Raw genomic sequence first — 24,482 nt, 5'->3', positions numbered from 1 at the left:
CCACCGAACGTAACTCACGCCGCCGACAGCCCCACGAGTTGTCCACAGGGCGGTGGGCAGCCCTGCGGACGCCGGGTGCGCCGTACCGTTACGCCGACTGCTGTGTCTGTGCCGCCGTGACCTCGCGTACCCACGGTGTCTTGGCGTCGACGCGGCTGCTCTTCTCCACGTCCCAGGTGCCGTAGCGCGGGTTGAGGTCGACGTGGAGTTCCTTGGAGGCGGTCGACAGGGCCTTCCAGAAGGCGGGCTGGCTGGTGTCGGTGCCGAGCTTCGCGGCGAGTTTGCGGCCCTCCACCTGGAGGCGGAGGTTCTCGTCGAGGCGCTGCGGGGGGACGCCGTACTGGGCGAGCCAGGTCGCTTCCAGGGCCTTGGAGCCGCCCGCCTGCTGGGCGAGGGCGGCCCGCATGTCCTGGATGTCCTTGCGGGTGACGGTGACGTCGGCGTCCTGTGCGGCGCGGTGCACGACCTGGTCGAAGACCATGCCGTAGAGCGTCTCGCGGGTGAGGCCGCCGGTGGTGGCGATGGCCCGCGTGTACTGCGCCTGGTCCTGGACGGCCGCCCGCTGTGCCACGCGCACCTCGTTGACCCGGCTCTGCAACTGCGCGACGGTGATGCGCTGCCCGCCCACGACGGCCGCCGCGCCGGGATGCGCCTCGCTTCCGCAGGCGGTCAGGGCGGGGGCCGCGGCGGCGATCACGGCGGTGAGGACGAGCGCGGTGCGACGGCGGCGGTGCAAGGGAACCTCCCGTTGGAGATTGTGCGACGGTGCACAAAGTCTTGCGGTGATCGATGTTAGGCAGTGGGTCGCCTGTGGCCAACCCATTCGACCAACGATTCACCAGGACTTCGGGCACCGGCACGCACGGGCACGCACGCGTGCGCTACTGCTGGGCGTCCACCACTCGTTCCACGGCCGCGGTGACCGCCGCGCGGAGACCGTCGTCGATGGGTACCCAGGACACGTTCGTGGCGGTCCGGTCCGCGCTGCCGCTGCCGCTGTCGCTGCCCACGAGCACGAAGCCGACGTTCGCGTGGCGCCCCACCGTCTCCTGCCCTTCACCTCGACGCCGCCCACCGCGAGGACGACCTCGCAGGAGCGCCGGAGCATGGCGTCGAGGAAGGGGCGCGCGTTCGCGGTGCTCTGTTCGCCGGTCACCGAGGAGTGGCTCACGCGCGTGTGCGTCCTGAGCGAGGCGTCCTGCATGCCCCGCCAGACCGTGGCGGCGGGGCTCCCCTTTATGCCCTGCCGGTCGGTGAGCAGGCAGGCCTCGGTGCCGGTGGAGTGCCGGGCCCCGCCGGCGGGGACCGGCGGGCGGCTGTCGTGCCTGGAGAGGACGAATCCGGTCACGATCACCGCGAGGACGACGGCGAGCGCTGCCGCGATCATGGCGACGGTGCGAACGCCGAGCGCACGCAGTCCGGCAGCCGCGGCGTGCCCCACGCGCGCGAGCGCCTTCAGCATCCTCTTCGCCCTCAGCCGGTGATGGCCACCGGCGCGTCCCACGCGTCGCGGTCCACGGTGATCGTGTAACCGCCGCGGGTCTCCTTGCTGTTGACCAGGTACTGGTGGGCGCGGCTGTGGCCGGTGAACTGGGTGGAGCCCCAGGGCCAGTCGGAGGTCGTGGTGTTGACCTTGTCCCACAGGGCGTACCAGAGGTTGCCCGGCAGGTCCGTCCTGTCGGTCGCGGTCGCGATCGCCTTGGCGCTGGAGCTGCTGAAGCCGTAGAGGCCGCTGCGGTAGATCTTGGCGTGCAGCTCCTTGTCGAAGGCGCGCACATAGGTCAGCACGGCGTTGTTGCAGGCCGTGTTCGTCGTGTCGTACGACTCCATGTCCAGGTAGACCGGGCTGCCGGCCTTGAAGCCGAGGGCCGCGGACTTGGCGACCGCGTCGTCCGCCTCGGACTTGCCGACGGCCGCCGCCGTGCTGGCGCTGATCTTCACCGAGCCGCCCGAGCCGCAGGACGGCTGGGAGCCGACGTAGAGCGGGATGAACTTCCAGCCGACCGTGGTGAGGGACTTGACCCAGGAGGCGGTGAGGTTGGGCTGGCTGCAGCCGCGGTTCTTGCCGCCGATGTAGACGGCGGCGGCGCCGTAGAGGCCGCCGTGCCAGGCCTTCATCGCGGCGAGGGAGGGGGCGGCGCAGGTGTCGAAGGCGCGGCCGGTGTAGGTCTTCTGCGCTGGCCAGGAGGTGGCGGCCATCGAGGTCTGCGCGGCGATACCGCCCCCGGCGACGACCGCGGCACCCGCGACGCCCCATGCGATGTATCTGCGCTTCTTCGACTGCCGGTGCTCGGACACGAAAAACCCCACCCCTGTTCATGACAAGCGGACGGGTACGACGTCCGCCGGAAAACTGTCGGCCCCCTGAGGGTCCCGGAAGCTGCGCGGGTCCGGCGCGGCGACGCCGTAGGACTGCCGTAGGACTGCCGTAGAACTACGGTCGTACGGCCCTGGAACGGAACTGTCCGTGCGCGCGCGGGACTTGGGACCCCAGCGAATCGCACGATAATCGACGCTGTCCTTCGGTCCGGAAAACGAATTCTCTCGATCGCCACAAGATTCCCTCACGACACGGCAAAAACTCCCGTACCGGGGAACGCGGACCGGACAAACGCCGTACCAGTGCGCGGGCGTGGCGGGTGTCGGCCGGGTCGCGGGACAGTTCACATGGCCGTTCGTCCCCCGGGCGGCGGCCCGTGCCATAACCTTGGGCCGACCTTGGGGGGTTGACATGGCAAAACGGCTGGAAGCCGGCTGGGGACAACGGATCGCCTGGGTGTTCCTCGCCTGGGGGTCGTGCGGCCTCCTGATATGGGTGCCCTTCCTGTACGCGGCGATCCGCCGCGGGCGGGGTTCGGACTGGGGCGCGTTCGCGTCCTTCGCGCTCTACGAGTGCGTGACCCTGCCGTGGGCGGCGTCCGACGGCAGTTCGAGCGGTGACGGGTTCCTCGGTCTCGCGGTCGTGCTGACCATGCTGATGGCCGCCGGACTGCTGCTGTTCGGAATGTTCGACACCCCGCCCCCGAAGCAGCAGCTGTACGTGGGCATGCCGGTGCCCCCGCAGCAGGGGAACCCGTACCTGCGGTAGATCCCGTACCTCCGTAGATCCCGTACCTCCGGTGGGTCACATCCGCCGGGTGCGCCGCAGGATCCGTACCGCGGGCCAGACGATCAGCCCGGTGACGGCCCACAGGAAGCCCGAGAGGCCGAGCCACTCGCCGGTGCCGCTGTCGGGGTCGTGGCCGAAGACCGTCGTCGCGAGCGCGACGAAGGCGAACACCCCGCCCAGCAGGAACAACACGACCAACGCGGCGGTCTGTCCGCCGGTGCGCCGGACGGGCGCGGCGCCACCGCTCCCGGCGGCCGGTGCCGACGCGGGCGCCTCCGCGCGCGGGGTGCTCTGCCGCGGCGGCAACTGCACACGCGCGTGCGGCGGTACGGCCGCGTCGAGCATCGCCATCGTGTGCGCGTCGACGCCGTACAGCCCCGGTTCCACGGCGACGGCGAGACCGTCGGTGCCGATGAGCCGTCGGCCGCCGTCGGGCCAGCTGAGCACGGCGGCGCAGGAACGGTACGGCACGGTCACCGCGAGGTCGCTGCCGTCGCGCCCGCGCACGGTCACGCTGACCCCGTCGTCCCCGACCACCAGCGCGGACCCGTCCTTGGCGACCGCGTCGAAGCGCCGCCCGGTGACCGCGTACGTCGAGCGCGTCGGCGCCGCCGCGTACCCCGCCCAGCTCGCGCTGTGCCCCGAGGGCACCTGCAACAGCGCGGTCCCGGCGGCCTCCAGGGCAACCGCGTGCAGGTGACCGGGCGTCACCGACCACAGCTCGTGGCGCAGTTCGTCGAGCCCGCGCGGCGGCCGTCCGGCGAGCAGGTCCTCCGCCGCCCCGGGCAGCCGTCGTACGGCCGCGTCGGCCGCCGTCAGTCCCGCGTCGGCCCGCGTGCGTACGGCCTCCAGGTCGGCCGGCGCGACACGGCCGGCCTGGAGCGCGGCGAGGACGTCGACGAAGCCGCCGAGCACCGCGTCCTGTTTGGCGGGCAGGGAGTCCGCGAAGGCGGTGAGGAGGGCGTGACCGTCGCGGCGGGAGGCGCAGTCGGTGGCGGCGGTGTAGGAGTTGCCGTCCTCCTGGCGCAGGGCGCGGGAGAGTTCGCGTTCCAGGACACCGGCGTAGAGGCGGGCGGCGGCGGTGTCGGTGACGACGGCGTCGAGGAGGACTCCGCCCTGGCCGTCGGAGAAGTGGGCGGGCGTGGTGGGGAGCGCGGAGGTGACGGCGGGGAGCGGCCGGCGGGTGCCCGGGGGCAGCTTGAGCGCGAGTCCGGCGGGGAAGCGCTCGCCGGCGATCCACAGCACGGCGTTGCCGCCGGTGAACCAGGTCTCCGTCCAGTGCCGTACGTCCTCCGGGCGCAGGCCCCTGACGCCCCACTCCGGGTAGCTGACCAGGCCGTACCCCTGGGCGCCGTAGCGCCACAGCGGGAGTTGGCCTGGCTCACGGCGGGACTCCTCCGTCCGCAGGATCTCCTTCTCCGTCTCCAGGCGCTCCATGGGGAGGTCGGCGAGGGAGGCGCAGACGCCGTGGAGGTAGTCGACGATCTCGTGTTCGGCGCCCTCCACGTGGAAGTGGGTGAACGCGGCCTTGGTCGCGCCGTTGAAGTGGTAGTCGGCGAGGCCCTGGCGGTACAGGGCGAGATGTTCGACGAGGTGGGTGACACCGGCGCGGGCGAGGGTCTCGTCGGCGATGCCGACGCGGAAGACGAGTCCGGCGCGCAGGGGGCCGGGAGCGTACGCGAAGAGGGTGGGTATGCCGTCGACTTCGGTGAGGTGGATGGCGTTCGTGGTGGCGGCGGACTGACCGTCCTGGGGGGCCTGGTGGTCCTGGGGGTTCATCTTCGGCCTCTCAGGGCGGCGTCGCGGTGCTGGACGTATTGCTCGGCGCGCTCGCCGAGGTAACTCCACGGAAAGTCGGAGGCGAGATTGCCGAGGGCCCGGAAGTGCGCGGCGGCCTGCGCGGTGTCGCCGATCAGGGAGAACATCGCGGCGAAACTCCCCTGGACGGTGACCCATCCGTACGGCCGCGTGAACTGCGGGTGGAACACGGACCGTTGGGCGGCCTCGACGAGTTCGGCGTGCACGTGGGGTTGTCTGAGGTATTCGGTGCGCTTGTCGCCGGCGCCGAGGTCGAGCCAGTGCTCGAAGTGCGCCTCGGCGACGAGCCCGCCGTTCAACGCCCCTGCGGGGGCGGCCAGTAGACACTCGCGCGCGAACCCGTGGGCCGCCTCCCAGGTGCCGCCCCACTTGGGGTACAGCTTCTGGAGGAGACGGGCCTGTCCGGTGAAGTGGTGCGGGTGGTAGCGGGCCAGCCGGTCGTAGCGGCGGCGGCTCTCGTTCTGCCCGAGCGACAGGCCGAGGGCGGTGGTGAGACGCGCGGCCCAGGCGGCGTCGTAGGAAGGGTCGAACGCCGTTGCCCGGATGAGGAGTTGCTCCGCCTCCCCCAGGTGTTCGTGGAACGCCTTGAACTGCTCGCGGCTGACGTCCTTGGCCCGCGCGTCGGTCCGTATCTCCCACCCGGCATCGATGAGCCGGAGCCCGAGCACGGTGAGCGCGAGAACGTCGTACGGTACGGCGGCCAGTTGCTGCCGCAGCGTGTGTTCAAAACCGTCGTCCTCGGCCAACACGCCCACGACGAAGGCCCGGTCGGTGCCGGGCGGCAGGCTGTCGTGGTACTGCCGGACGGCGGCCCAGTCGGCCGCGGCGGCGGCCTGACGCAACCAGGTGACCTCCGGGAAGGCGGAGGCGAGTTCGAAGTCGGGGCCGGGATCGGCTCCGGGGGCGGATGACATGCGGCGGATCCTAGGCGAGGCCTGTGACATCGCGGATGCCGGGGAAAGTGCAGGTCAGCGGCTCAGCGCACCTTCGGTGCGCGCCGGGGGCGCGGTAAATCCTGTGGCGCGCGCTGGGGTGCTTCCGTCTGCCGCTGACGTTGGCCGATACCGCTGCGGGACGCTGGTGGGGTTCGTTCCGGCCGAAACCGATTGCTCTGTGATGCCGGTGAGCTCGCAGGTCAGCGTGGTGCTGGGGGCCGTCCACGGGAACCGTGGAGTGTTGCTGCGAGCACGTGCGTCAGAATTCCTGATTCACCCTGGTCCTCCCGGAACGGCGTACTGCTCGGCCGTTGAGGGAGGGATCGGGACATGGACGTGCTGCATGAACGCTGCGCCGGTGTGGACATCAGCAAGAAGGACGCCAAGGCGTGCGTGCGCACCCCAAGCGCCAAGCGGCGGGGGGCGTTCACGACCGAGACCACCACCTGGGGATCGACGACGAACGCGGTGCTCGCCCTGCGAGAGCACCTGCTCGCCGCCGGCGTCACCCTGGTCGTCATCGAGGCGACCTCCGACTACTGGAAGCCCTTTTACTACCTGCTGGCCGACGAGTTGCACGTGATCCTGGTCAACGCGCGGCAGGTCAAGAACCTGCCCGGCCGCAAGACGGACGTCTCCGACGCCGCCTGGCTGGCCCAGCTCGGCGCGCACGGCCTGGTCCGCCCCTCGTTCGTGCCACCCCAGCCGGTGCGCGAGCTGCGTGACCTGACTCGCGCCCGCACCCAGATGACCCGCGAACGCGGCCAGATCGTCCAGCGTCTGGAGAAACTTCTCGAGGACACCGGGATCAAGCTCTCCGCGGTCGCCTCCGACATCATGGGGGTCTCTGGCCGGGCCATGCTGCAGGCGTTGACCGGCGGGGAACGTGACCCGCAGACCCTTGCGGAACTGGCCAGGCGCAGGCTCCGCAACAAGATCCCCGAGCTCACCGAGGCACTGACCGGCCGGTTCCGTGACCACCACGCCTTCCTGACCCGACTGCACCTGGACCACTACGACCAGCTCACCACCGCCATCGGGCAGCTGGATGAGCGGATCGAGGAGGCGATGACCCCCTTTCGTCCCGCGCTCGACCTGCTCGACACCATCCCCGGGATCAACCGGCCCGTCGCCGAGGTGATCATCGCGGAGACCGGCGGCGACATGAGCCGGTTCGCCTCTGCCAAGCATCTCGCGTCCTGGGCCGGGGTCTGCCCAGGCCACCACGAGTCCGCCGGCCGCACCAAGAGCGCCAAGGTCCGCCCCGGCAATCCGTACCTCAAAGGCGCCCTCGGCCTCGCCGCCTTCGGCGCCGTGAGGACCAAGGACACCTACCTGCAGGCCCGTTACAAACGACTGACCGCTCGCCGCGGCCCGCTCAGGGCTCTGGTCGCAGTCGAGCACTCGATCATCACCGCGATCTGGCACATGCTCACCGAAAACGTCGCCTACCACGAGCTCGGCGGCACCTACTTCGCCCAGCGTGACCCCGAACGCGCCGCCCGTCGCGCGATCAGCGCACTCAACCAGCTCGGCTACACCGTCACCCTCAACCCGCTGGAAGGCGCGGCCTGACCTACGACCCACAACCCCCGGCGGCCCACCGCCGCCACCGGGCAACAAGCCCTGCCCACACCCACCCTGAACAGGATCTATTTACGCGTCAGAGATGGGACGAGCGTGGGTTTGACTTGACCTTCGGCGGACCTTCCGTCCAACTCCCGTTCACCGGAGGCTCATAGCGTCCGCACCTTTCTGTATTCATATCTGTGCTCACATCCGCACTCACATCTGTGCTCACATCTGTGCCTACGTCTGTGCTTACGTCTCCCAGGAGTCCCGTCATGTCCCTGAACGCCCGCCGAAACCGCCAACTCCTCGAAGCGGCAGCCCCGTTGCTGCTCCAGGGCGAACGCGTCGAGTTCACTTCCCTGGCCGCGATCGGCTCGGTGTCTGTCCGCAAGCAGGCCCTGACGGCTGCCGTGGTGGGGGTGTTGAGCGCGGGCACGGTGATGGCCACGGTCACTCCACGCCCGTTCTACATAGTCCTGACCGACCAGAGAGTCCTGTTCTTCGACGGCAACAGGGGTGGAAAGCCGGGCAAGTTGATGGTGAACCTGCCGCGTCCGTACGTCTCGGCGGGCGGTTCGAAGAAGGCGTTCCTGGGGTTGCAGTTCACTACGAGGCTGTCGGTGGCGGGGCAGGAGCAGGGGCTGAAGGTGACGTTTCCGGTGCAACACCGGGGCGACGGGCCGAAGTTCGTGGGGGCGTTGCCGGTCACGCGCTGAGCAGTTCGCACCGGACGTATGTGCCGTGTGTGCCAGGCCGTGCCGGACTGGGCTGGGCTGGGCTGGGCTGGGCCGACTGCCCTCGCCTGTCGGCGTCACCAGAGCCACCGGTCGAGGAACGCGGGCCAGGTGAAGGCCTCGTAGCCCTCGAACGCCGCGGGATCGATCTCCTTGAGATCGTCGGCCAGAGCCTTCAGCTCATTCAGTGCGGCGTCTTCGTCCTCGAATGGATCTTCGAGGACCTGGGACCGGCTGAGGCGACGCCCGAAGTGATGGAGAGACAGGAGCCATCGCTCGACCGAAGCGTTGGTGAACCGGGCTTCACCGGTCCACCCGATGTGGTGGACCTCGCCCGTGACCGGCTGGACTCCGAAAGCCTGCCAGTAGTCCAGGCCCGACGCCTGGGAGATCGTGAGCTTGTAGAACCGTCGGCCGTCGGAGGCCACCAGCTGCGGAGACGGCTCGCTCTGGTAGGGGACGTGGGTGATGGTCTGCTCAGTGATCGGGATTCCGACGCCGGTCAGCATGTGCTTCGCCTCGGCCGGGATGTCCCACTCGGCGACGGTCCGCCGGGGCGCGCGATGGACATTGCCCGGACCGGCCCAGGCGGCAAGGTCTGCGTGGGTGACCATGACGTCCCTTCTCTCGGGCGTGCGACTGCGATGACGCTACGCGCCGGACGATCAACGCCATCGCCCGCCGTCCGCCGCCGTTCGAGGCCTCGCAAGATCACCTCGTGGACCATGCGGCACCGGGAGGCAACGGCCGCGACACTACGACTGTGGACGCGAACGGCGAGACCTCCGATCAGCACGTGGCCCTGCCGCCAAGACCAGTTCTGCCGGACATGGCTGCAGCACGCGGTCGCGGGCCGGCCGACGTGGTCGAGGCTCATTGGCAATCTCTACGACTCAGCTGGCAGTGGAGGCACGCAGTACATCGGATCCGCAGGCCCGGGCGCCCGTATCCGGGCATCGTGCCGCTGCTGGAGGCTGCCGCCGCTCAACCACGACTCCGGCGGCTGTATCCGTTCACCAGCCACTTCGCCCTGCTCTTCAGCAGCTCCACCAGCTACCCCTGGACCGTGCAGGCCGGATCGATCGAGCCCTTGCACAACGGACGGTTCATGGTTCGCCGTCGCAGTCCTTTCGCCGTGATCGGCGAAGTCGAAACCGCCGAAGAGGCTGTGGCCCTGGTGCTCGAACTCCTGCCCACCGACCCCGAGCCCGTCATCACCGCCTCTACGTAAGGCCGCTCTCGACAGACCTACCGAGCCGCAAAAGCGTGACACTTCACCTTCGAATGTCACACTTCTACGCCCCGACCAACTAGAGCCGAAAGCAACCCCGTTGCGGGCCTGACACGCTCAAGACCCACAAGCTCCCGACCCCTGCGCGAACGATCCGTGTCGGTCGATCGCAGTCTGGAATGATCGCGCCGTGAGCAATACGAGGCGGCTGGCCGCAGGCGCCGTTGAGTCACACGTCCGGACGTTCTTCACGGGGCACACGGTGGACGTCGTCGACTACGACCTCGGCCCAGAACGGCGAGATGAAGTGCCCGACCTAAGAGTCCTCGTTGTAGAGCCCGGTCCCCGCAGCGACAACTGGGCCTATGTGACCGCCGGATGCTGGGCCTCGATGCAGACGCAGGGTCACGGCCTTGAGTTCGTCATGACCGCGCCCGTCCGCGACGAACGGTTCATCGAACTCATGGCGATGATCGCCTTCTACCACTGCGGAGGGCATCAACTCGACCTGGAGCACAGCATGCCGATCGGCGAACCGTGGGTACCCGGTTCGACCTGCGACCACCTGCTGATCAGCCTGCCCTACCTCCACGGCCCCGACCTCGAACACTGCCCGCTGCCCGGCGGACACGCCCGCATCCTGTGGACCCTGCCGGTGACCACGGCCGAGGTCGAGTTCCGCCGGCACCACGGACACGAGGCACTGGAACGACTCTTCGACAAGGCGCAGATCATCCCCACCGATCCTTTCCGGGCATCGGTCGTCTGACCTCGCGTACGACGAACGCTCCACGCGTCCCCGCAAGAACAGCAGGTCCAGCCGTCAAGAGATCGAAAACGCGACCCACACCTTCAGGTGGATTGGAGAGAGGACACGCGGTCGACTCCCGTGCACACGTGCTGAGCTGAGCCCGCGCAAGATCGCGCAATCACCAGCTCGGACCCCGGAAAGGGGACACCTGTGCGCCACAAGGGACGGGCCAGGACATGGCTCGCCGCCGCAGCCGCCGCCACCGCTCTGTTCGTGTCACCGACCTCGACGGCCCATGCCGACGCCCACGCCCACGCCCCGCAGGCCGGTCGCTATCTGAACCTGCACCAGTGCGTGTACCTGCCCTCCGCGGCCGTCGACTACTTCACCACCGTGGTGCCGAGCCGCGACGGCCGCTTCACGACCGGGACGGACACCTCCAACACCGCCGAGACGAGCCGCTCCTGCGGCGCCGGCGACGGAAACTTCAAACCGTCGTCCCCATGGGCAGGCGTCCAGTCGCTCGACCTCAGCGCCGGCCGCTACCTGAACCTCCACCAGTGCGTCTACTACTCCGACGCCCAGCACGACCACATCACCACGGTCGCGAACGTCGGGGCCTCCGCGTTCGCCGCGCACTCGAACGTCTCCAACACCCCCGACACAACGCCCAGTTGCGGCCCGGGACAAGGCCAGTACCACCTCGTCCCCCTGCTGTCCGACGTCAAGGCCCTGGACCTCACGGCCGGGCGCTACGTCAACCTCCAGCAGTGCGTCTACTACTACGGCCAAAGCCCGTTCAACGACCACTTCACCACGGTGGTCCCAACGACCCGCGACGGCCGCTTCGCCACCGGCACCAAGGTCTCCGACACCGCCGACACCACCCCGACCTGCGGCACCGGCGACGGCAACTTCGCCCTCATCCCCCTCCTCTCGGGCACGAAGGCCCTCTCCCGGACCTGACACAAAACCCGATCCGGGCCGCACCGGGTGCCCTCCCGCCCCGGTGCGGCCGACCATGCATGTCAGCGCCACACGCGGGAAATCCTTACTCAGCCTGCTTCGGGCACAGTTCAGCCTCGACCGGGTCCACACGAATGGGGTCGCCGCCGCCCAGGTAGAGCATGCAGCCCGCGTCCTCCTGGTCCGAGTCCTCTGGTCGCATTACGTAGATTCCGGCGGTGGGCGCGGGAGCCCAACCCAGGCTGCGCGGAGGGTCGTACGCCTCGCAGTGCCCGACGTGGAGCCGGGTCGGCGGGATGGAGACCGTACAGACATCTCCGGCACTAAGCTCGGACGGGGCCGGTTCGAGTCGATATGGAACCCATTCCGGACTGGATTCTCCGTAAGGCAGCGCGAAGGTTCCGTCCCAGCGGAAATTCGAGGAGTTGTCGACCACACTCCATGGCCATTCCACCGTGATGTACCGCGCGCTCACCGACACAACCCGGGCTCTTGCCGGCTCGCAGGAGACAATTACTTCGCTGCCGACCTGAGGCAGCATGATTCCTCACCACCCTCTGCACGTAAAAGGGCTTGCTCCAACGGGCCGACAGGCCAACGGGCCCACGGGTCGGCAGCTCACTTCGCGTGGAACCTCGACGGCGCGCTCGTCGGGTTGCCGCCGGACGGGAGCTTCTGGCCCGGACAGGTGGAGAGGACCTTCTTCATCGCGGCCTTCTCGGCGGCGGTGACCCACAGGTCGTACTTCTTCTTCACGGCGACCTGCGCGGCGACATACGTGCAGCGGTACGCCTTGTACGGCGGCACCCAGGTCGCCGTGTCGCCGTCGCCCTTGCTGCGGTTGGCGCTCGCGCCCACGGTCAGGAGGTTGAGGGGGTCGTTGGCGAGGGCTATCCGCTTGCTGGCGTCCCAGTACTTGGCACCCTTCTGCCAGGCGTCGGAGAGCGCGACGAGGTGGTCTATGTCGACGAGGCTGGCCCCGCGACGGTAGGTCACCTCCTTGCCGGAGTACGGGTCGGATTCGAGGACGCCGTACGACACCTTGCAGGTGCCGCCGGTGAACTTCACCTGCTTCAGGTCCCGTTTGAGGATGTCGTCCCTGGTGTCACAGCTGTTGGAGTCCGTGTCGGCCCAGGCGGTGCCGAACCGCTCGCGGGAGTAACCGGTCTTCGGCGCCCGCCCCTTGACGGTCAGGGACTCGGCGGCGGTGAGCGCCGCGCCCCCGCCGGTGCCTCCACCGGAGTTCCCTCCAGAGTTCCCGCCGGAGTCCCCACCGGTCGTCGCTTCGGGCCCGGAGGCCCCTGTGGTGTCCTTGCATCCGGCGACGGACAACATGATCAGGACGGCGACGGCCGCCCCACCCCTCAGACGCATCACAGTGCGCCCCTCCCCTAGTTCACCCGGCCCCCGCCCCTGCGGGGGCGGATATTGACCTGGTGCCCACGTTAGCGGCGGAGATGTCGCGAACATATGGGGCCCGGGGGCGCATGACGTGCAACTCGGGTGTATCGGCACGACTTAGTCGGCGCGGGCGCCCCCACCTCGCACTCCCTCCCCACACTCTCTCCCCACACCCCTCTCAGACCTTGCCGATGCCCAGCGTCGACTCCGAGGGCAGCAGCCCGGAACCGAGCACCGCGACCCAGAACTCCCCCAGCAGATCGGCGAGTCGGTCGGTGTCCGCCCTGCCGAGGAACTGCCAGGGCTCGGCGGCCAGCCTGTCGGTGCGGCGCTCCACCTCCTGGCGCAGCTCGCGGCCCGCCCTGGTCGCCGTACCGAGATCGTCCAACAGGCCCCGGGCGACCAGGCGTTCGCGGGCCGCCGACCATTCCTCCCGGCTCCAGCCACGGCTTTCGAAGCGCTCGACGGAGGCGGCTCCTATCGCGGCGAAGGAGACCAGGGACTCGACCGGGTCCAGGCCGGCGACGAGGAGGGCGGCGAGGTGGCCGTCACCGCGGTGTTCGCGCAGGATCGTCGCCGCCTGCCACAGCTGGAGGTGGGGCTCCTCGGGCCAGGGCAACTCGGCGTTGGCCGCGGCGAGGGGACGGCCGGCCGTGGTGACCGCCTCGGCGGCGCGACGGGCCAGGGCGGCGGCCTCCGCGAGTTCGGGGCTGTCGATACGGTCGCCGAATATCGCGCGGTAGGCCCGGTCCATTCCGCGCAGCCTCGCCTTCAGTACGGCGTCCGGGCTCGCGATGCGCCACGCGGGGTCGATGTGTTCGGCGACCATGCGGGGGCTGAAGCTGTAGAAGGCGGAGGTCACCCGCTCGGCGCCGGCCGGGCCCAAGGGGGCGGCGCGCAGCGGGAAGTAACTCGGCCAGCGCTCCTCGATGTCGTAGCCGAGCGCGGCGGCCTCCTCGAAGACCTCCGGCGCGTAGTACAGCACCGCGTGCAGGGGTTCGAGCAGGTGCCAGAGCTGGCGCACCCGGCCCGGCTCCACGGTGGCGGGGTAGTTCGCGGTCTCCACTCCACGTACGTCTTCGGACATGGCACAACTCCTCGTCGCGTCCCGGTCGCTCCACAACTTGACACTGACAAGATTGCCTCAGCCGCCCGAACTTGTCAATGCCTAGATTCGGCGTACGCTGCTGAGCATGAGTACGACCAGGTCCACCAAGAGCCCGTACCACCACGGCGACCTGCGCCGCGCCGTTCTCACCGCCGCGCTCGACGTCATCGCCGCCGACGGCCCGTCCGGGCTGAGCCTGCGGGATCTCGCCCGCCGCGCCGGCGTCTCGCACGCGGCGCCGGCGCATCACTTCAAGGACCGCACAGGGCTGTTGACGGCCATCGCGGCGGAAGGGTTCGGGCTGCTCGCCGCCGCGATCGGGGAGGCGGCCGATCTCAAGGACGCGGGTGTGCGGTACGTGCGCTTCGCGCGCGAGCATCCGGCGCACTTCCAGGTGATGTTCGCGCCCGAGCTGCTGCGCGAGGGCGACCTCGAACTCGCCACGGCCCGCGCGCTCGCGGCCGACGCGCTGAGCGGCGCCGTCTCCGCCGTACCTCCCGAGGGCCGCGGCCCCGACGCCCGCCTCGCCGGAGTCGCCGCGTGGTCCTTGGCGCACGGCTTCGCCACGCTGCTGCTCGGCCACAATCTGGACGGGGCGGTGGGTGAGCGGGAGCCGGAGGAGGTGTTCCGGTTGCTGGCGGGGATGTTGTTCCGCGGCACGACCGGCTGACGGTGTGCGCGGTTGTCCCGGGCAGGCTCGCTCGTCCCGTGCAACTCGCCGTACGCGAAAGGCCGTTGGGCGCTGTGGGGCAGGCAGGCCGGGGCGGCCCGCTGTCGGCCCGTCCCGTCAGCGGGGCCGGTCGGCTGTTGCAGCTGAAAAAGTGTGACGCTTCCCCGAAGGGGCGTCACACTTTTGCCGGGGGTAGCACCACCCCCCTCGCCGCTACGACCCCAGGATCGTCGCCAGGAACTCCCCCACCCAGCCCAGCAACTCCCGTCCCACCAACGGCTTTCCGCCCACCCTCGCCGTCTTCGGGCGCGGTACGAGTACCTGGTGGGCGGCCGGTTTGATGACGGTGCCGGGGTAGAGGCGCTTGAGGCGGAGTTCCTGGGACTCGCGCAACTCCACCGGTGCGAAGCGGATGTTGGTGCCCTGGAGGACGATGTCGCCGACGCCGCACGCGCGCGCGAGCATGCGCAGGCCGGCCACCAGCAGCAGGTTCTCCACCGGCTCGGGCAACTTGCCGTAGCGGTCGACGAGTTCCTCGCGTACGGCCTTGATGTCCTCCTCCGTGTTGGCGGAGGCGATGGACCGGTAGGCCGCCAGTCGCAGGCGCTCACCGGGGGCGTAGTCGTGCGGGACGTGCGCGTCGACCGGGAGCTCGATCTTGACCTCCAGGGGCGGCTCCTCCTCGACACCGCCCTCCAGGGAGGCGCGGTAGTCCGCGACCGCCTCGCCGACCATGCGGACGTACAGGTCGAAGCCGACGCCCGCGATGTGGCCGGACTGTTCGCCGCCCAGGAGGTTTCCGGCTCCGCGGATCTCCAGGTCCTTCATCGCCACGTACATGCCCGCGCCCATCTCCGTGTGCTGGGCGATCGTCGCGAGGCGCTCGTGGGCCGTCTCCGTGAGGGGCTTCTCCGGGGGGTACAGGAAGTAGGCGTAACCGCGCTCGCGGCCTCGGCCGACCCGGCCGCGGAGCTGGTGGAGCTGTGACAGGCCGAAGTTGTCGCCTCGTTCAACGATCAGCGTGTTCGCGTTGGAGATGTCGATGCCGGACTCGACGATCGTGGTCGACACCAGGACGTCGAACTTCTTCTCCCAGAAGTCGACGACCACCTGCTCCAGGGCCTGTTCCGACATCTGGCCGTGGGCGATGGCGATGCGTGCCTCCGGGACGATCTCGCGCAGTCGTGCCGCCGCGCGGTCGATCGATTCCACCCGGTTGTGGATGTAGAAGACCTGGCCCTCGCGCAGGAGTTCACGGCGGATCGCGGCGCCGATCTGCTTCTCCTCGTAGGGGCCGACGAACGTCAACACCGGGTGACGCTCCTCCGGGGGCGTCGTGATCGTCGACATCTCGCGGATGCCGGTGACCGCCATCTCCAGGGTTCTGGGGATCGGGGTGGCGGACATCGTCAGCACGTCGACGTTGGCGCGCAGCTTCTTCAGCTGCTCCTTGTGCTCGACGCCGAAGCGCTGCTCCTCGTCGACGATGACCAGGCCGAGGTCCTTGAACTTGGTCTCGGAGGAGAACAGGCGGTGGGTGCCGATGACGAGGTCTACGGAGCCCTCGCGCAGGCCCTCCAGGGTCGCCTTCGCCTCCGTGTCGGTCTGGAAGCGGCTCAACGCCCGTACGTTGACCGGGAACTGCGAGTACCGCTCGGTGAACGTCCCGAAGTGCTGCTGCACGAGCAGTGTCGTCGGGACGAGGACGGCGACCTGCTTGCCGTCCTGAACGGCCTTGAAGGCGGCCCGTACCGCGATCTCCGTCTTGCCGTAGCCGACGTCACCGCACACCAGCCGGTCCATGGGGACCGACTTCTCCATGTCGTCCTTGACCTCGGCGATCGTGGTCAGCTGGTCGGGGGTCTCCGCGTACGGGAAGGCGTCCTCCAGCTCGCGCTGCCAGGGCGTGTCCGCGCCGAACGCGTACCCCGGGGCCGCCATCCGGGCCGAGTACAGCTTGATGAGGTCGGCCGCGATCTCCTTGACGGCCTTCTTGGCGCGCGCCTTGGTCTTCGTCCAGTCGGCGCCGCCCAGCCGGTGCATGGTCGGGGCCTCGCCGCCGACGTACTTGGTGATCTGCTCCAGCTGGTCGGTGGGGATGTACAGGCGGTCGCCGGGCTGGCCGCGCTTGGCGGGTGCGTACTCGACGACCAGGTACTCGCGCGTGGCGGTCTGCACCGTGCGCTGCACCATCTCGATGTAGCGGCCCACACCGTGCTGCTCGTGGACGATGTAGTCGCCCGCCTCCAGGGTGAGCGGGTCGATGGTCTTGCGGCGGCGGGCCGGCATCCGGACGCCGTCCTTGCCGGCGGCCTTCTGCCCGGAAAGGTCGGTCTCGGTGAGGACGGCGAGCTTGAGCGCCGTATCGACGAACCCGTAGTCGATCGATCCGGTCGCCACGTGCACTACGGAGGGGGCGATTTCCCCGAGTTCCGTCTCCAGGCGGGCCGCGACGCCCTCGCTGCCGAGAACCTCGACCGTGCGGGCGGCGGGGCCGTGGGCCTCGGTGACGAACACCGTGCGCCAGCCGTCCGCGAGCCAGCCCTTGGTGTCGGCGAGGGCCTTCGCGGTGTCACCGCGGTAGGTCTCAGGGGCGTGCATACCGAGCTTCAGGGTGTCCGCGTCCAGCTCTTCGTCCGCGGCGAACGGCGACACCGACCACCACATCATGTCCAGCTCGCGCGCCCGGTCCCGTACGTCCGCGATGGACCACAAGGAGGCCGCGTCGACGTCGATGGGCGCCTCGCCGCCGCCCGCGGTGGCCGCCCAGGAGGCCTGCAGGAACTCCTGCGAGGTGGCTACGAGATCGGACGCACGCGTGCGTACCCGTTCCGGATCGCATACGACGGCCATCGCGCCCTTGGGCAGCACGTCGAGCAGCAGCTCCATGTCGTCGACGAGCACCGGGGCCAGCGACTCCATGCCCTCTACGGCGATGCCCTCGGCGATCTTGCCGAGCAGCTCGCCCAGTTCGGGGTGGGCCTCGGCAAGGGCACGCGCGCGCGTGCGGACGTCTTCCGTCAACAGAAGTTCACGGCAGGGGGGTGCCCACAGGCCGTGGTCGGCGACCTCCAGGGAGCGCTGGTCGGCCACCTTGAAGTAGCGGATCTCCTCGACGTCGTCGCCCCAGAACTCGACGCGCAACGGGTGTTCCTCGGTGGGCGGGAACACGTCCAGGATGCCGCCGCGCACGGCGAACTCACCGCGCCGCTCGACGAGCTCCACGCGCGCGTAGGCGGCGGCGCCGAGCGCGTCCACGACCGCGTTCAGGTCGGCGGACTGGCCGGACCGCAGGGCGACCGGCTCCAGGTCTCCCAGACCCTTGACCTGCGGCTGCAGCACGGACCGCACCGGCGCTACGACAACGGAGACCGGGCCCGTCTCCGGGTCGTCGTCCCTCGGGTGGGCCAGGCGGCGCAGCACGGCGAGGCGACGGCCCACGGTGTCGCTGCGCGGACTCAGCCGCTCGTGCGGGAGGGTCTCCCAGGAGGGGTACTCCACGACGCCGTCCGGCGGGAGCAGCGAGCGCAGAGCCGCCGCCAGATCCTCCGCCTCACGCCCGGTCGCGGTCACCGCGAGGACGGTGCGGCCGGCCTCACGCGCGAGCGCCGCGACCGCGAAGGGGCGGGTCGCCGGGGGGCCGACCAGGTCGACGTGCATGCGGTTGCCGTCGGCCGCCGCGCGGGTCGCTTCCGCGAGGGCGGGGTCCTTGACTACGGCGTCGAGCAGACCGTGCAGACTCATGGAGGGGGCGCTTCCGTCCGGGGGGTGGGCAACACGAAGGGCCCGACGCGCGCGGTATGGGGCCGGGGGGTTCCAGCGTACGTCGGCGGTGGCTCACCCGGGGTTGATGCCGGCGTACCAGGGGGCTCCGCCCCCTGAACCCCCGGAAAGCCTTTGCCCGCCCACCACCCGTTTACTGCCAACCAAAAAGTCGCCGTCAACAGACAACAAAACAACCCGGCGCCGAGAAGTCCCCCGTGACTTCTCGGCGCCGGGCTCCCCCGTAGACAGTGGCTAATCCGTGGCGATCGCGTTCAGCACGTTCATCCGCCCCGCCCGGAACGCCGGGACGAGGGCCGCGAACAGACCGACGAACGCCGACCCCACGAAGACCGCGGAGATCGTCCCCCAGGGAATCTCCAGGACCTTCAGCCCCTCGAGGGCGAGCAGCTGCTGAGCCGTGGCCCCCCAGCCCATCCCCAGGCCGAGGCCGAGCAGCGCTCCGAAGAGGGCGATCACGACCGACTCCATGCGGATCATCCGGCGGAGCTGGCGGCGGGACATCCCGATCGCCCGCATCAGACCGATCTCCCTGGTCCGCTCGACGACCGACAGGGCCAGCGTGTTCACCACACCCAGGACCGCCACGATGATCGCGAGGGCGAGCAGGCCGTAGACCATGTTCAGGAGCTGGCCGATCTGGTCCTTCAGTTCCTGCTTGTAGTCGGTCTGGTCGCGCACCTGGTACTGCGGGTAGGGCTCCATGGCCTTCTTCAGGGCCGCGTACGCCTGCTTCTCCTGGCCGTCCTTGGCCTTGGCGAACATGATCTCGTTCGGCGGGACCTTGTTCGCGGGGAGGTACTTCTGCATCGTGGCGATGCTGGTGTACCGCGCCCCCTGGTCGATGGCGACGTCGTCGTCCGTGATGGCAGCGACCTTCAGCTTCGCCGTCGAGCCGCCCTTGAAGGCGACGCTGATGGTGTCGCCGACGTGCACGCCGTGCTTCTTGGCGTACTTGGAGCCGACCGACATCGCGTTGGTGCCGTAGGCGGCGGACAGTTCGCCGGCCGTGGTGGCGCGGCGCAGGTCCTGGGCGTAGGACGGGTCGGCGGCGGTGATGCCGTCGGTGTCCTTCTGGCCGTCGGGCGAGGTGAGGGTGGCGTCGATGTCCTTGTAGCGGGTGACGTGGACGAGGTCGGGTGCCTGTTCCATCGCCTTCTCCGCCTGCGGGACGATCCGCTGGTTGCCCTGGACGATGAAGTCGGCGCCGACGGACTTGTCCAGCTCGCTCGTCGCCGAGGCGACCATCGAGGAACCGACCACCGACAGGCAGGCGACCAGTGCGAGGCCGATCATCAGGGCCGCACCCGTAGCACCCGTACGCCTGGGGTTGCGGAGCGCGTTGCGCTCGGCCAGGCGCCCCACCGGCCCGAAGGCCCGCAGCAGGACCGCGCTGATCACCCGTACGACCCCGTTGGCCAGCAGCGGGCCGATGATGACGAAGCCGATCAGCGAGAGCACGACACCCGCGCCGAGCACCAGCGAGCCGTCCGTCGCCTTCTTCGCGGTGGCCGCCGCGAACAGGGCGGCACCGCCGGCACCCGTCAGCACCAGGCCGATCAGTGCCCGTACCCAGCCGGCCTTGCCGTCGGCCGGCGTACCGGCGTCGCGCAGTGCGGCCATCGGGGAGACCTTGCCGGCGCGGCGGGCCGGGAGGTAGGCGGCGAGGATGGTGACGATCACACCGAGGAGGAGGCCGAGCACCGGGGTGGTCCACTTGACGGTCAGGTCCCGTGTCGACAGGTCCATGCCCGCCGCGCTCATCAGCTTCATCAGGCCCACGGCGATGCCGACACCGGCGCCGACACCGAGGATGGAGCCGACGATGCCGAGCAGGGTCGCCTCGACCAGCACCGAGCGGTTGACCTGCTTGCGGGAGGAGCCGATGGCCCTCATCAGGCCGATCTCGCGGGTCCGTTGGGCGACCAGCATCGAGAAGGTGTTGATGATCAGGAAGATGCCCACCAGGAACGCGATCCCGGCGAAGCCGAGCATGGCGTACTTGATGACGTTCATGAACTGGCCGACGCCCTGACGGTTCTCGTCGGCGTTCTCCTTGGCCGTCTGGATCTTGTACGTCCCCGTCGCGGCGAGGGTCCGCGTCACGTTCTGCTTGAGCTGCGCGTCGGTCACACCGCTCGCGGCGGTGACGCCGATCTGGGTGAACCGGCCGGTGGCGCCCAGGAGTTCGCGCTGTGCGGTGGCGGTGTCGAAGTAGACGACGGCCGCACCGGGGTTGGTCACCTTGAAGGTGGCGATGCCGACGATCCGCGCGGTGAAGTCACCGGTCTGCGAGATGGTGCGCAGCGAGTCGCCCAGTTTCAGGTGGTGCTTGTCGGCGGTGTCGGCGTCGACCATGGTCTCGGTCGGGCCGCGCGGGGCGTGTCCGGAGGTGATCTCCATCGAACGCAGGTCGTTCTTCGTCCAGTTGCCCGCGATGGTGGGCGCGCCGGTCGAGGACCCCATGTTCTTGTTGGCGCTGTCGACGACGGTCACGTTCATCGAACTGACGCCGCCCTCGACGGACTTGACGCCCGAGGCCTTCGCCGTCTGCGCGAGCACGGAGGCCGGCAGCGACTCGGGCAGACCGTTCTGCGGGGTGCTGCCGTCGGCCTTGGCCGCCTTCGGCAGGACCGTCACGTCGGAGGCGGTGGCCGCGAAGAGCTTGTCGAAGGTCGTGTTCATCGTGTCGGTGAACACCAGCGTGCCGCACACGAACGCCACCGACAGCAGCACGGCTATCGCCGAGAGCGCCATCCGCCCTTTGTGGGCGAAGAAGTTGCGCATCGAGGTCTTGAGGACGGTCATGACGTACGCCCCCGCGCGTCGAAGTCCTTCATACGGTCGAGGACGGCGTCGGCGGTCGGCTTGAACATCTCGTCGACGATCCGGCCGTCCGCGAGATAGAGGACGCGGTCCGAGTACGACGCGGCCACCGGGTCGTGGGTGACGATCACGATGGTCTGGCCGAGGTCGTCGACGGACCGGCGCAGGAAGCCCAACACCTCTGCTCCCGCACGGGAGTCGAGGTTCCCGGTCGGCTCGTCACCGAAGATGATCTCGGGCCGGGCCGCCAACGCCCTTGCCACGGCGACGCGTTGCTGCTGACCGCCGGAGAGCTGGTTGGGCCGGTGCTTGAGCCGGCCGGCCAGCCCGACCGTCTCCACGACCTGCGCCAGCCACCCCTTGTCGGGCTTGCGGCCGGCTATGTCCATCGGGAGGGTGATGTTCTCCAGCGCGTTCAGCGTCGGCAGCAGGTTGTACGCCTGGAAGATGAACCCGATCCGGTCCCGGCGCAGCTGCGTGAGCTTCTTGTCCTTGAGGCCGGTGATCTCGGTCTCGTCGAGGTAGATCTGCCCGGAGGTCACGGTGTCGAGCCCGGCGAGGCAGTGCATGAGCGTGGACTTGCCGGATCCCGAGGGGCCCATGATCGCGGTGAACTGGCCGCGGGCGATGTCCACGTCGACATGGTCGAGGGCGACGACGCGGGTCTCCCCGGCCCCGTACGCCTTGACGACCTGCCGCGCTCGCGCGGCAACGGCCGTACGCCCTCCAGTGCCCCCGTGCCTGGGAATGGTCACAGCCGATGTCACGGTATGTCTCCTAAGTCGGTCGGCAGACGAGCGTGCCGGTGTCCGGTCGATGCGGTTCAAGTGGTTACGACGATGAGTCTGGCGGCGGGAGGGGGTCCGGCGCGCTGGTGCTCAGCGCAGTCTTTCCCGGGGGAAAACCCCACCCCCGGCGGTTCGGTCTGCCGCCCCCCAGCGGCATAAAGCCAGGTTAAGGACGACCCCGGGTCCATCTCCTCCTCCGCCGGGACGAACCGTCCCCGGGCCGTAGTGGGGAGGCACCCCTAGGGGCTCTCCACCGCCGGGTGGAGTCGATCTCGGGGTCCGGTCCACCCACCGGCCCGCTCAGCTTCCACCCTGCCGCTACGTGAGGCTCAAGTGGGAAGCTGGTGCGCGGCAGATAGGTGCAAGGGGAAAGGAATCCTGTGGACCAGGGGGACAGGGACACCGAGACCGACGGCGACACAGACACAGACACAGACAGCGACAGCGACAGCGACACCGAGATACGGACCGAGGCGGCCGAGCAGCCCGCGCCGACCCCTCCCGACCGGCGCCGCGGAGCCGTCGTAGCGGCCCTCATGCTCGCGATGGCGCTGGCCGCCCTCGACTCCACCATCGTCTCCACGGCCGTACCGCAGATCGTCGGCGACCTCGGCGGCTTCTCCGTCTTCTCCTGGCTCTTCTCCGGCTACCTGCTCGCGGTGACGGTCACCCTCCCCGTCTACGGCAAGCTCTCCGACACCTTCGGCCGCAAGCCGGTGCTGATCACGGGCGCGGCGGTCTTCCTCGCCGGTTCGCTGCTGTGCTCGGTGGCCTGGAGCATGGGCGCGCTGATCGCGTTCCGCGTCGTCCAGGGCCTGGGCGGCGGGGCGTTGCAGGGCACGGTCCAGACGCTGGCCGCCGACCTGTACCCGCTCAGCGAACGCCCCAAGATCCAGTCGAAGTTGTCCACGGTGTGGGCGGTGTCGGCGGTCGCGGGCCCGGGGGTGGGCGGCCTGCTCGCGGCATACGCCGGCTGGCGCTGGATCTTCCTCGTCAACCTCCCTGTCGGAGCAGTGGCGTTGTGGCTGATCGTCCGACACCTCCACGAACCACGACGCACCCGCGACTCCCGCCCGCGCGTCGACTGGGCGGGCGCACTGGCCGTGTTCGCGTGCGGAGGCGTCCTGATCACGGCCCTCGTGCAGGGCGGAGTGGCCTGGCCCTGGCTGTCGGCACCCTCAATCGCCTTGTTCGGTACGGGACTTGTGCTGGCCGGAGTCGTCGTGGTGATCGAGCGCCGGGCGGCGGAGCCGATCATCCCCGGGTGGGTGTGGCGCCGCCGTACGATCGCGGCCGTCAACTTGGCTTTGGGCGCACTGGGGTTGCTGATGGTGGCACCGAGCGTGTTCCTGCCGACGTACGCGCAGTCGGTGCTCGGCCTGGCCCCGGTGGCGGCCGGATTCGTGCTCTCCGTATGGACGTTGAGCTGGCCGGTGTCGGCGGCGCTCAGCCAGCACGTGTACCGGCGGATCGGTTTCCGCAACACGGCGATGCTCGGGATCGGAACGGCCACGCTGATCCTGTTCGCGTTCCCGTTCCTGCCGTACCCGGGCGCGGCCTGGCAGCCGATGCTCCTGATGCTGCTCCTCGGCGCGGCCCTCGGCCTCTTCCAACTCCCGCTGATCGTCGGGGTGCAGTCGACGGTGGGCTGGGAGGAGCGGGGCGTGACGACCGCGTCCGTCCTCTTCTGCCGCCAGACCGGCCAGACGATCGGGGCGTCGGTCTTCGGGGCCGTCGCCAACGGAGTGCTCGCGTCCCGGCTGGGCGGGGCGAGCGATCTGGACTCGGTGACACGGGGGTTGGACGGGGGTGCGGTGCCGGAGGCGACGCGGCGGGCGATCGCGGACGCGGTGCACGCGGTGTACATCGGCGCGGGGTGCGCCGCCGCGGTGGCCTTCCTGGTGCTGCTGTTCCTGGCGCCCCGGCGGTTTCCGGTGCTCAAGGAGCAGTGAAGACCTTCGCGACGAGAACGAACACGGCGCAGCCGAACAGCAGGAGCACGGTGACGCCTGTCTTGACCAAGCCGTCGCCCCGGTACCCGTGGAGTTCGATCCGCTCGGGCTCGAGGGGGTCGTAGAGCACCCTGACCCTGTCGTCGGGGAAGGCTCCCGGCCCCGGCGGATACGTCTTGTAGTGCGGTGACTCGGCGACGACCCGGTCGCTGCCGGGCGGGGTGAAGGCCACGACCGGATAGAAGCGCGCCCCGCCCTCCCCGTCGTCGTCCTCCCGCACCCCGACGACGTCCGCCTCGATCCACTCCCCCCGCGTGCTCAGCCGGAACTTCCGCCACGCGTCATGGCCCTCCCCGATGCCGATCGCCACCAGGAGAAGCACGAAGACGCCACAGAGCCCCCACTCCCACCACATGCACCGGAGCCTACCCAGTCAACTCGGGTAACACCGGTGGTCAGCAGGCATTGACGAGGCAAGCGCATACCAACCGCCCACTTCACCGAAAAGCACCCACACCACCCAACCGGCGAGTAACATGCGTGACCCGCTCCGCCCAACTCCCTGCGGTCCGCCGCCACGGACCCGAGCCACGCAAGGAGCACGGGATGTCCTACGACCCGTACCCTCCGCATGATTCATCCGCCCCGCACGACCCGTACAACCCGCATGACTCGCACGGCCCGTACCCGTACGACCCTGACCTCCCGCACGGTTCGCACACCCCGTCCCCGTACGACCCCTACCCGCCGCATGGTCCGCACGCCCCGTACCCGTACGACCGGCGTGCCCCGCACACCCCGTCCACGCCTCACCTGACCTACCCCTGGCAGCCACCCC

21 protein-coding genes and 1 pseudogene are annotated in these 24,482 nt (G+C 69.6%); 10 read left to right on the top strand and 12 right to left on the bottom strand.

The features are described 5' to 3' along the window. Positions 1-88: 88 nt before the first annotated feature. Both JHN45_RS21560 and JHN45_RS53085 read right to left on the bottom strand, forming a co-directional pair. A complete protein-coding gene (locus tag JHN45_RS21560) occupies positions 89-736 on the bottom strand; it encodes a SurA N-terminal domain-containing protein (RefSeq protein ID WP_201050096.1) in 648 nt (215 codons plus the stop codon). Positions 737-881: 145 nt separating this feature from the next. Next, a complete protein-coding gene (locus JHN45_RS53085; RefSeq protein WP_236583911.1) occupies positions 882-1,043 on the bottom strand; it encodes a hypothetical protein in 162 nt (53 codons plus the stop codon). 63 nt (positions 1,044-1,106) lie between these two features. Between JHN45_RS53085 and JHN45_RS53080 the strand changes: the two genes are divergently transcribed. Then, positions 1,107-1,484 carry a hypothetical protein gene (locus tag JHN45_RS53080; RefSeq protein WP_236583909.1) on the top strand — a complete coding sequence of 126 codons (378 nt, stop codon included), beginning with the start codon at positions 1,107-1,109 and terminating at the stop codon, positions 1,482-1,484. Here the strand turns inward: JHN45_RS53080 and JHN45_RS21550 are convergent. Next, positions 1,474-2,298, bottom strand: coding sequence for a glycoside hydrolase domain-containing protein (locus JHN45_RS21550; protein WP_201050095.1), 825 nt, complete (start codon positions 2,296-2,298; stop codon positions 1,474-1,476). The two genes, JHN45_RS53080 and JHN45_RS21550, sit on opposite strands and share 11 nt — an antisense overlap. 433 nt (positions 2,299-2,731) lie before the next feature. Here JHN45_RS21550 and JHN45_RS21545 point away from each other — a divergent pair, with 433 nt between their 5' ends. After that, a complete protein-coding gene (locus tag JHN45_RS21545) occupies positions 2,732-3,088 on the top strand; it encodes a hypothetical protein (protein ID WP_234469877.1) in 357 nt (118 codons plus the stop codon). Between the two features lie 36 nt (positions 3,089-3,124). On the opposite strand, the gene JHN45_RS21540 is transcribed toward JHN45_RS21545, so the two are convergent. Together JHN45_RS21540 and JHN45_RS21535 are read right to left on the bottom strand one after the other, a co-directional pair. Then, the gene (locus tag JHN45_RS21540) at positions 3,125-4,888 is read right to left on the bottom strand and encodes an insulinase family protein (protein ID WP_201050094.1); all 1,764 of its coding nucleotides are present in this window, start codon (positions 4,886-4,888) and stop codon (positions 3,125-3,127) included. Then, positions 4,885-5,841 (bottom strand): hypothetical protein, encoded by a 957-nt coding sequence (locus JHN45_RS21535; protein WP_200716873.1) that lies wholly within the window; start codon positions 5,839-5,841, stop codon positions 4,885-4,887. The genes JHN45_RS21540 and JHN45_RS21535 overlap by 4 nt, the downstream gene beginning before the upstream one ends. Before the next feature lie 351 nt (positions 5,842-6,192). Between JHN45_RS21535 and JHN45_RS21530 the strand changes: the two genes are divergently transcribed. Together JHN45_RS21530 and JHN45_RS21525 are read left to right on the top strand one after the other, a co-directional pair. Next, a complete protein-coding gene (locus JHN45_RS21530) occupies positions 6,193-7,437 on the top strand; it encodes an IS110 family transposase (RefSeq protein WP_201050093.1) in 1,245 nt (414 codons plus the stop codon). A 269-nt stretch (positions 7,438-7,706) separates the two neighbouring features. Next, a complete protein-coding gene (locus JHN45_RS21525) occupies positions 7,707-8,150 on the top strand; it encodes a hypothetical protein (protein ID WP_201050092.1) in 444 nt (147 codons plus the stop codon). Between the two features lie 95 nt (positions 8,151-8,245). On the opposite strand, the gene JHN45_RS21520 is transcribed toward JHN45_RS21525, so the two are convergent. After that, positions 8,246-8,782: an SUKH-4 family immunity protein gene (locus JHN45_RS21520; protein WP_201050091.1), complete on the bottom strand. Its 537-nt coding sequence runs from the start codon at positions 8,780-8,782 to the stop codon at positions 8,246-8,248. Between the two features lie 215 nt (positions 8,783-8,997). On the opposite strand from JHN45_RS21520, the gene JHN45_RS21515 reads away from it, so the two are divergent. The 3 genes from JHN45_RS21515 to JHN45_RS21505 all read left to right on the top strand — a co-directional run bounded on the left by JHN45_RS21515 (position 8,998) and on the right by JHN45_RS21505 (position 11,116). Further along, positions 8,998-9,399 carry a DUF6193 family natural product biosynthesis protein gene (locus tag JHN45_RS21515; protein WP_236583912.1) on the top strand — a complete coding sequence of 134 codons (402 nt, stop codon included), beginning with the start codon at positions 8,998-9,000 and terminating at the stop codon, positions 9,397-9,399. A 190-nt stretch (positions 9,400-9,589) separates the two neighbouring features. Then, positions 9,590-10,168, top strand: coding sequence for a suppressor of fused domain protein (locus JHN45_RS21510; protein WP_200716869.1), 579 nt, complete (start codon positions 9,590-9,592; stop codon positions 10,166-10,168). Between the two features lie 192 nt (positions 10,169-10,360). Beyond that, positions 10,361-11,116: a hypothetical protein gene (locus JHN45_RS21505; RefSeq protein ID WP_200716868.1), complete on the top strand. Its 756-nt coding sequence runs from the start codon at positions 10,361-10,363 to the stop codon at positions 11,114-11,116. Between the two features lie 618 nt (positions 11,117-11,734). On the opposite strand, the gene JHN45_RS21500 is transcribed toward JHN45_RS21505, so the two are convergent. After that, the gene (locus JHN45_RS21500) at positions 11,735-12,490 is read right to left on the bottom strand and encodes an HNH endonuclease family protein (RefSeq protein ID WP_200716867.1); all 756 of its coding nucleotides are present in this window, start codon (positions 12,488-12,490) and stop codon (positions 11,735-11,737) included. Between the two features lie 205 nt (positions 12,491-12,695). After that, positions 12,696-13,604 (bottom strand): hypothetical protein, encoded by a 909-nt coding sequence (locus JHN45_RS21495; RefSeq protein ID WP_201050090.1) that lies wholly within the window; start codon positions 13,602-13,604, stop codon positions 12,696-12,698. Positions 13,605-13,710: 106 nt separating this feature from the next. Between JHN45_RS21495 and JHN45_RS21490 the strand changes: the two genes are divergently transcribed. Continuing rightward, positions 13,711-14,295 (top strand): TetR/AcrR family transcriptional regulator, encoded by a 585-nt coding sequence (locus JHN45_RS21490; protein ID WP_201050089.1) that lies wholly within the window; start codon positions 13,711-13,713, stop codon positions 14,293-14,295. Positions 14,296-14,508: 213 nt separating this feature from the next. Here JHN45_RS21490 and mfd read toward each other — a convergent pair whose 3' ends face one another. The 3 genes from mfd to JHN45_RS21475 form a co-directional block, all read right to left on the bottom strand. Continuing rightward, positions 14,509-18,039, bottom strand: a complete 3,531-nt coding sequence (gene mfd / locus JHN45_RS21485; RefSeq protein WP_200716923.1) for a transcription-repair coupling factor — start codon at positions 18,037-18,039, stop codon at positions 14,509-14,511. Positions 18,040-18,312: 273 nt separating this feature from the next. Further along, positions 18,313-20,886 carry an ABC transporter permease gene (locus JHN45_RS21480; RefSeq protein WP_201050088.1) on the bottom strand — a complete coding sequence of 858 codons (2,574 nt, stop codon included), beginning with the start codon at positions 20,884-20,886 and terminating at the stop codon, positions 18,313-18,315. Next, positions 20,883-21,671: an ABC transporter ATP-binding protein gene (locus JHN45_RS21475; RefSeq protein ID WP_200716925.1), complete on the bottom strand. Its 789-nt coding sequence runs from the start codon at positions 21,669-21,671 to the stop codon at positions 20,883-20,885. Before JHN45_RS21475 ends, JHN45_RS21480 begins: the two co-directional genes overlap by 4 nt. Positions 21,672-22,072: 401 nt before the next feature. Here JHN45_RS21475 and JHN45_RS21470 point away from each other — a divergent pair, with 401 nt between their 5' ends. Further along, entirely contained in the window at positions 22,073-23,644 is a 1,572-nt protein-coding gene (locus tag JHN45_RS21470) for an MFS transporter (RefSeq protein ID WP_201050087.1), read from the top strand. On the opposite strand, the gene JHN45_RS21465 is transcribed toward JHN45_RS21470, so the two are convergent. Continuing rightward, positions 23,631-24,059: a DUF3592 domain-containing protein gene (locus JHN45_RS21465; protein WP_201050086.1), complete on the bottom strand. Its 429-nt coding sequence runs from the start codon at positions 24,057-24,059 to the stop codon at positions 23,631-23,633. The two genes, JHN45_RS21470 and JHN45_RS21465, sit on opposite strands and share 14 nt — an antisense overlap. 191 nt (positions 24,060-24,250) lie before the next feature. Here JHN45_RS21465 and JHN45_RS53075 point away from each other — a divergent pair. Next, positions 24,251-24,482 (top strand): annotated as a pseudogene (locus JHN45_RS53075) (hypothetical protein); the annotation flags it as partial.

Origin of the sequence: Streptomyces sp. MBT53 (assembly GCF_016654115.1) — a bacterium.
GTDB lineage: Bacteria > Actinomycetota > Actinomycetes > Streptomycetales > Streptomycetaceae > Streptomyces.
This window is presented reverse-complemented; position numbering and strand designations above follow the sequence as displayed.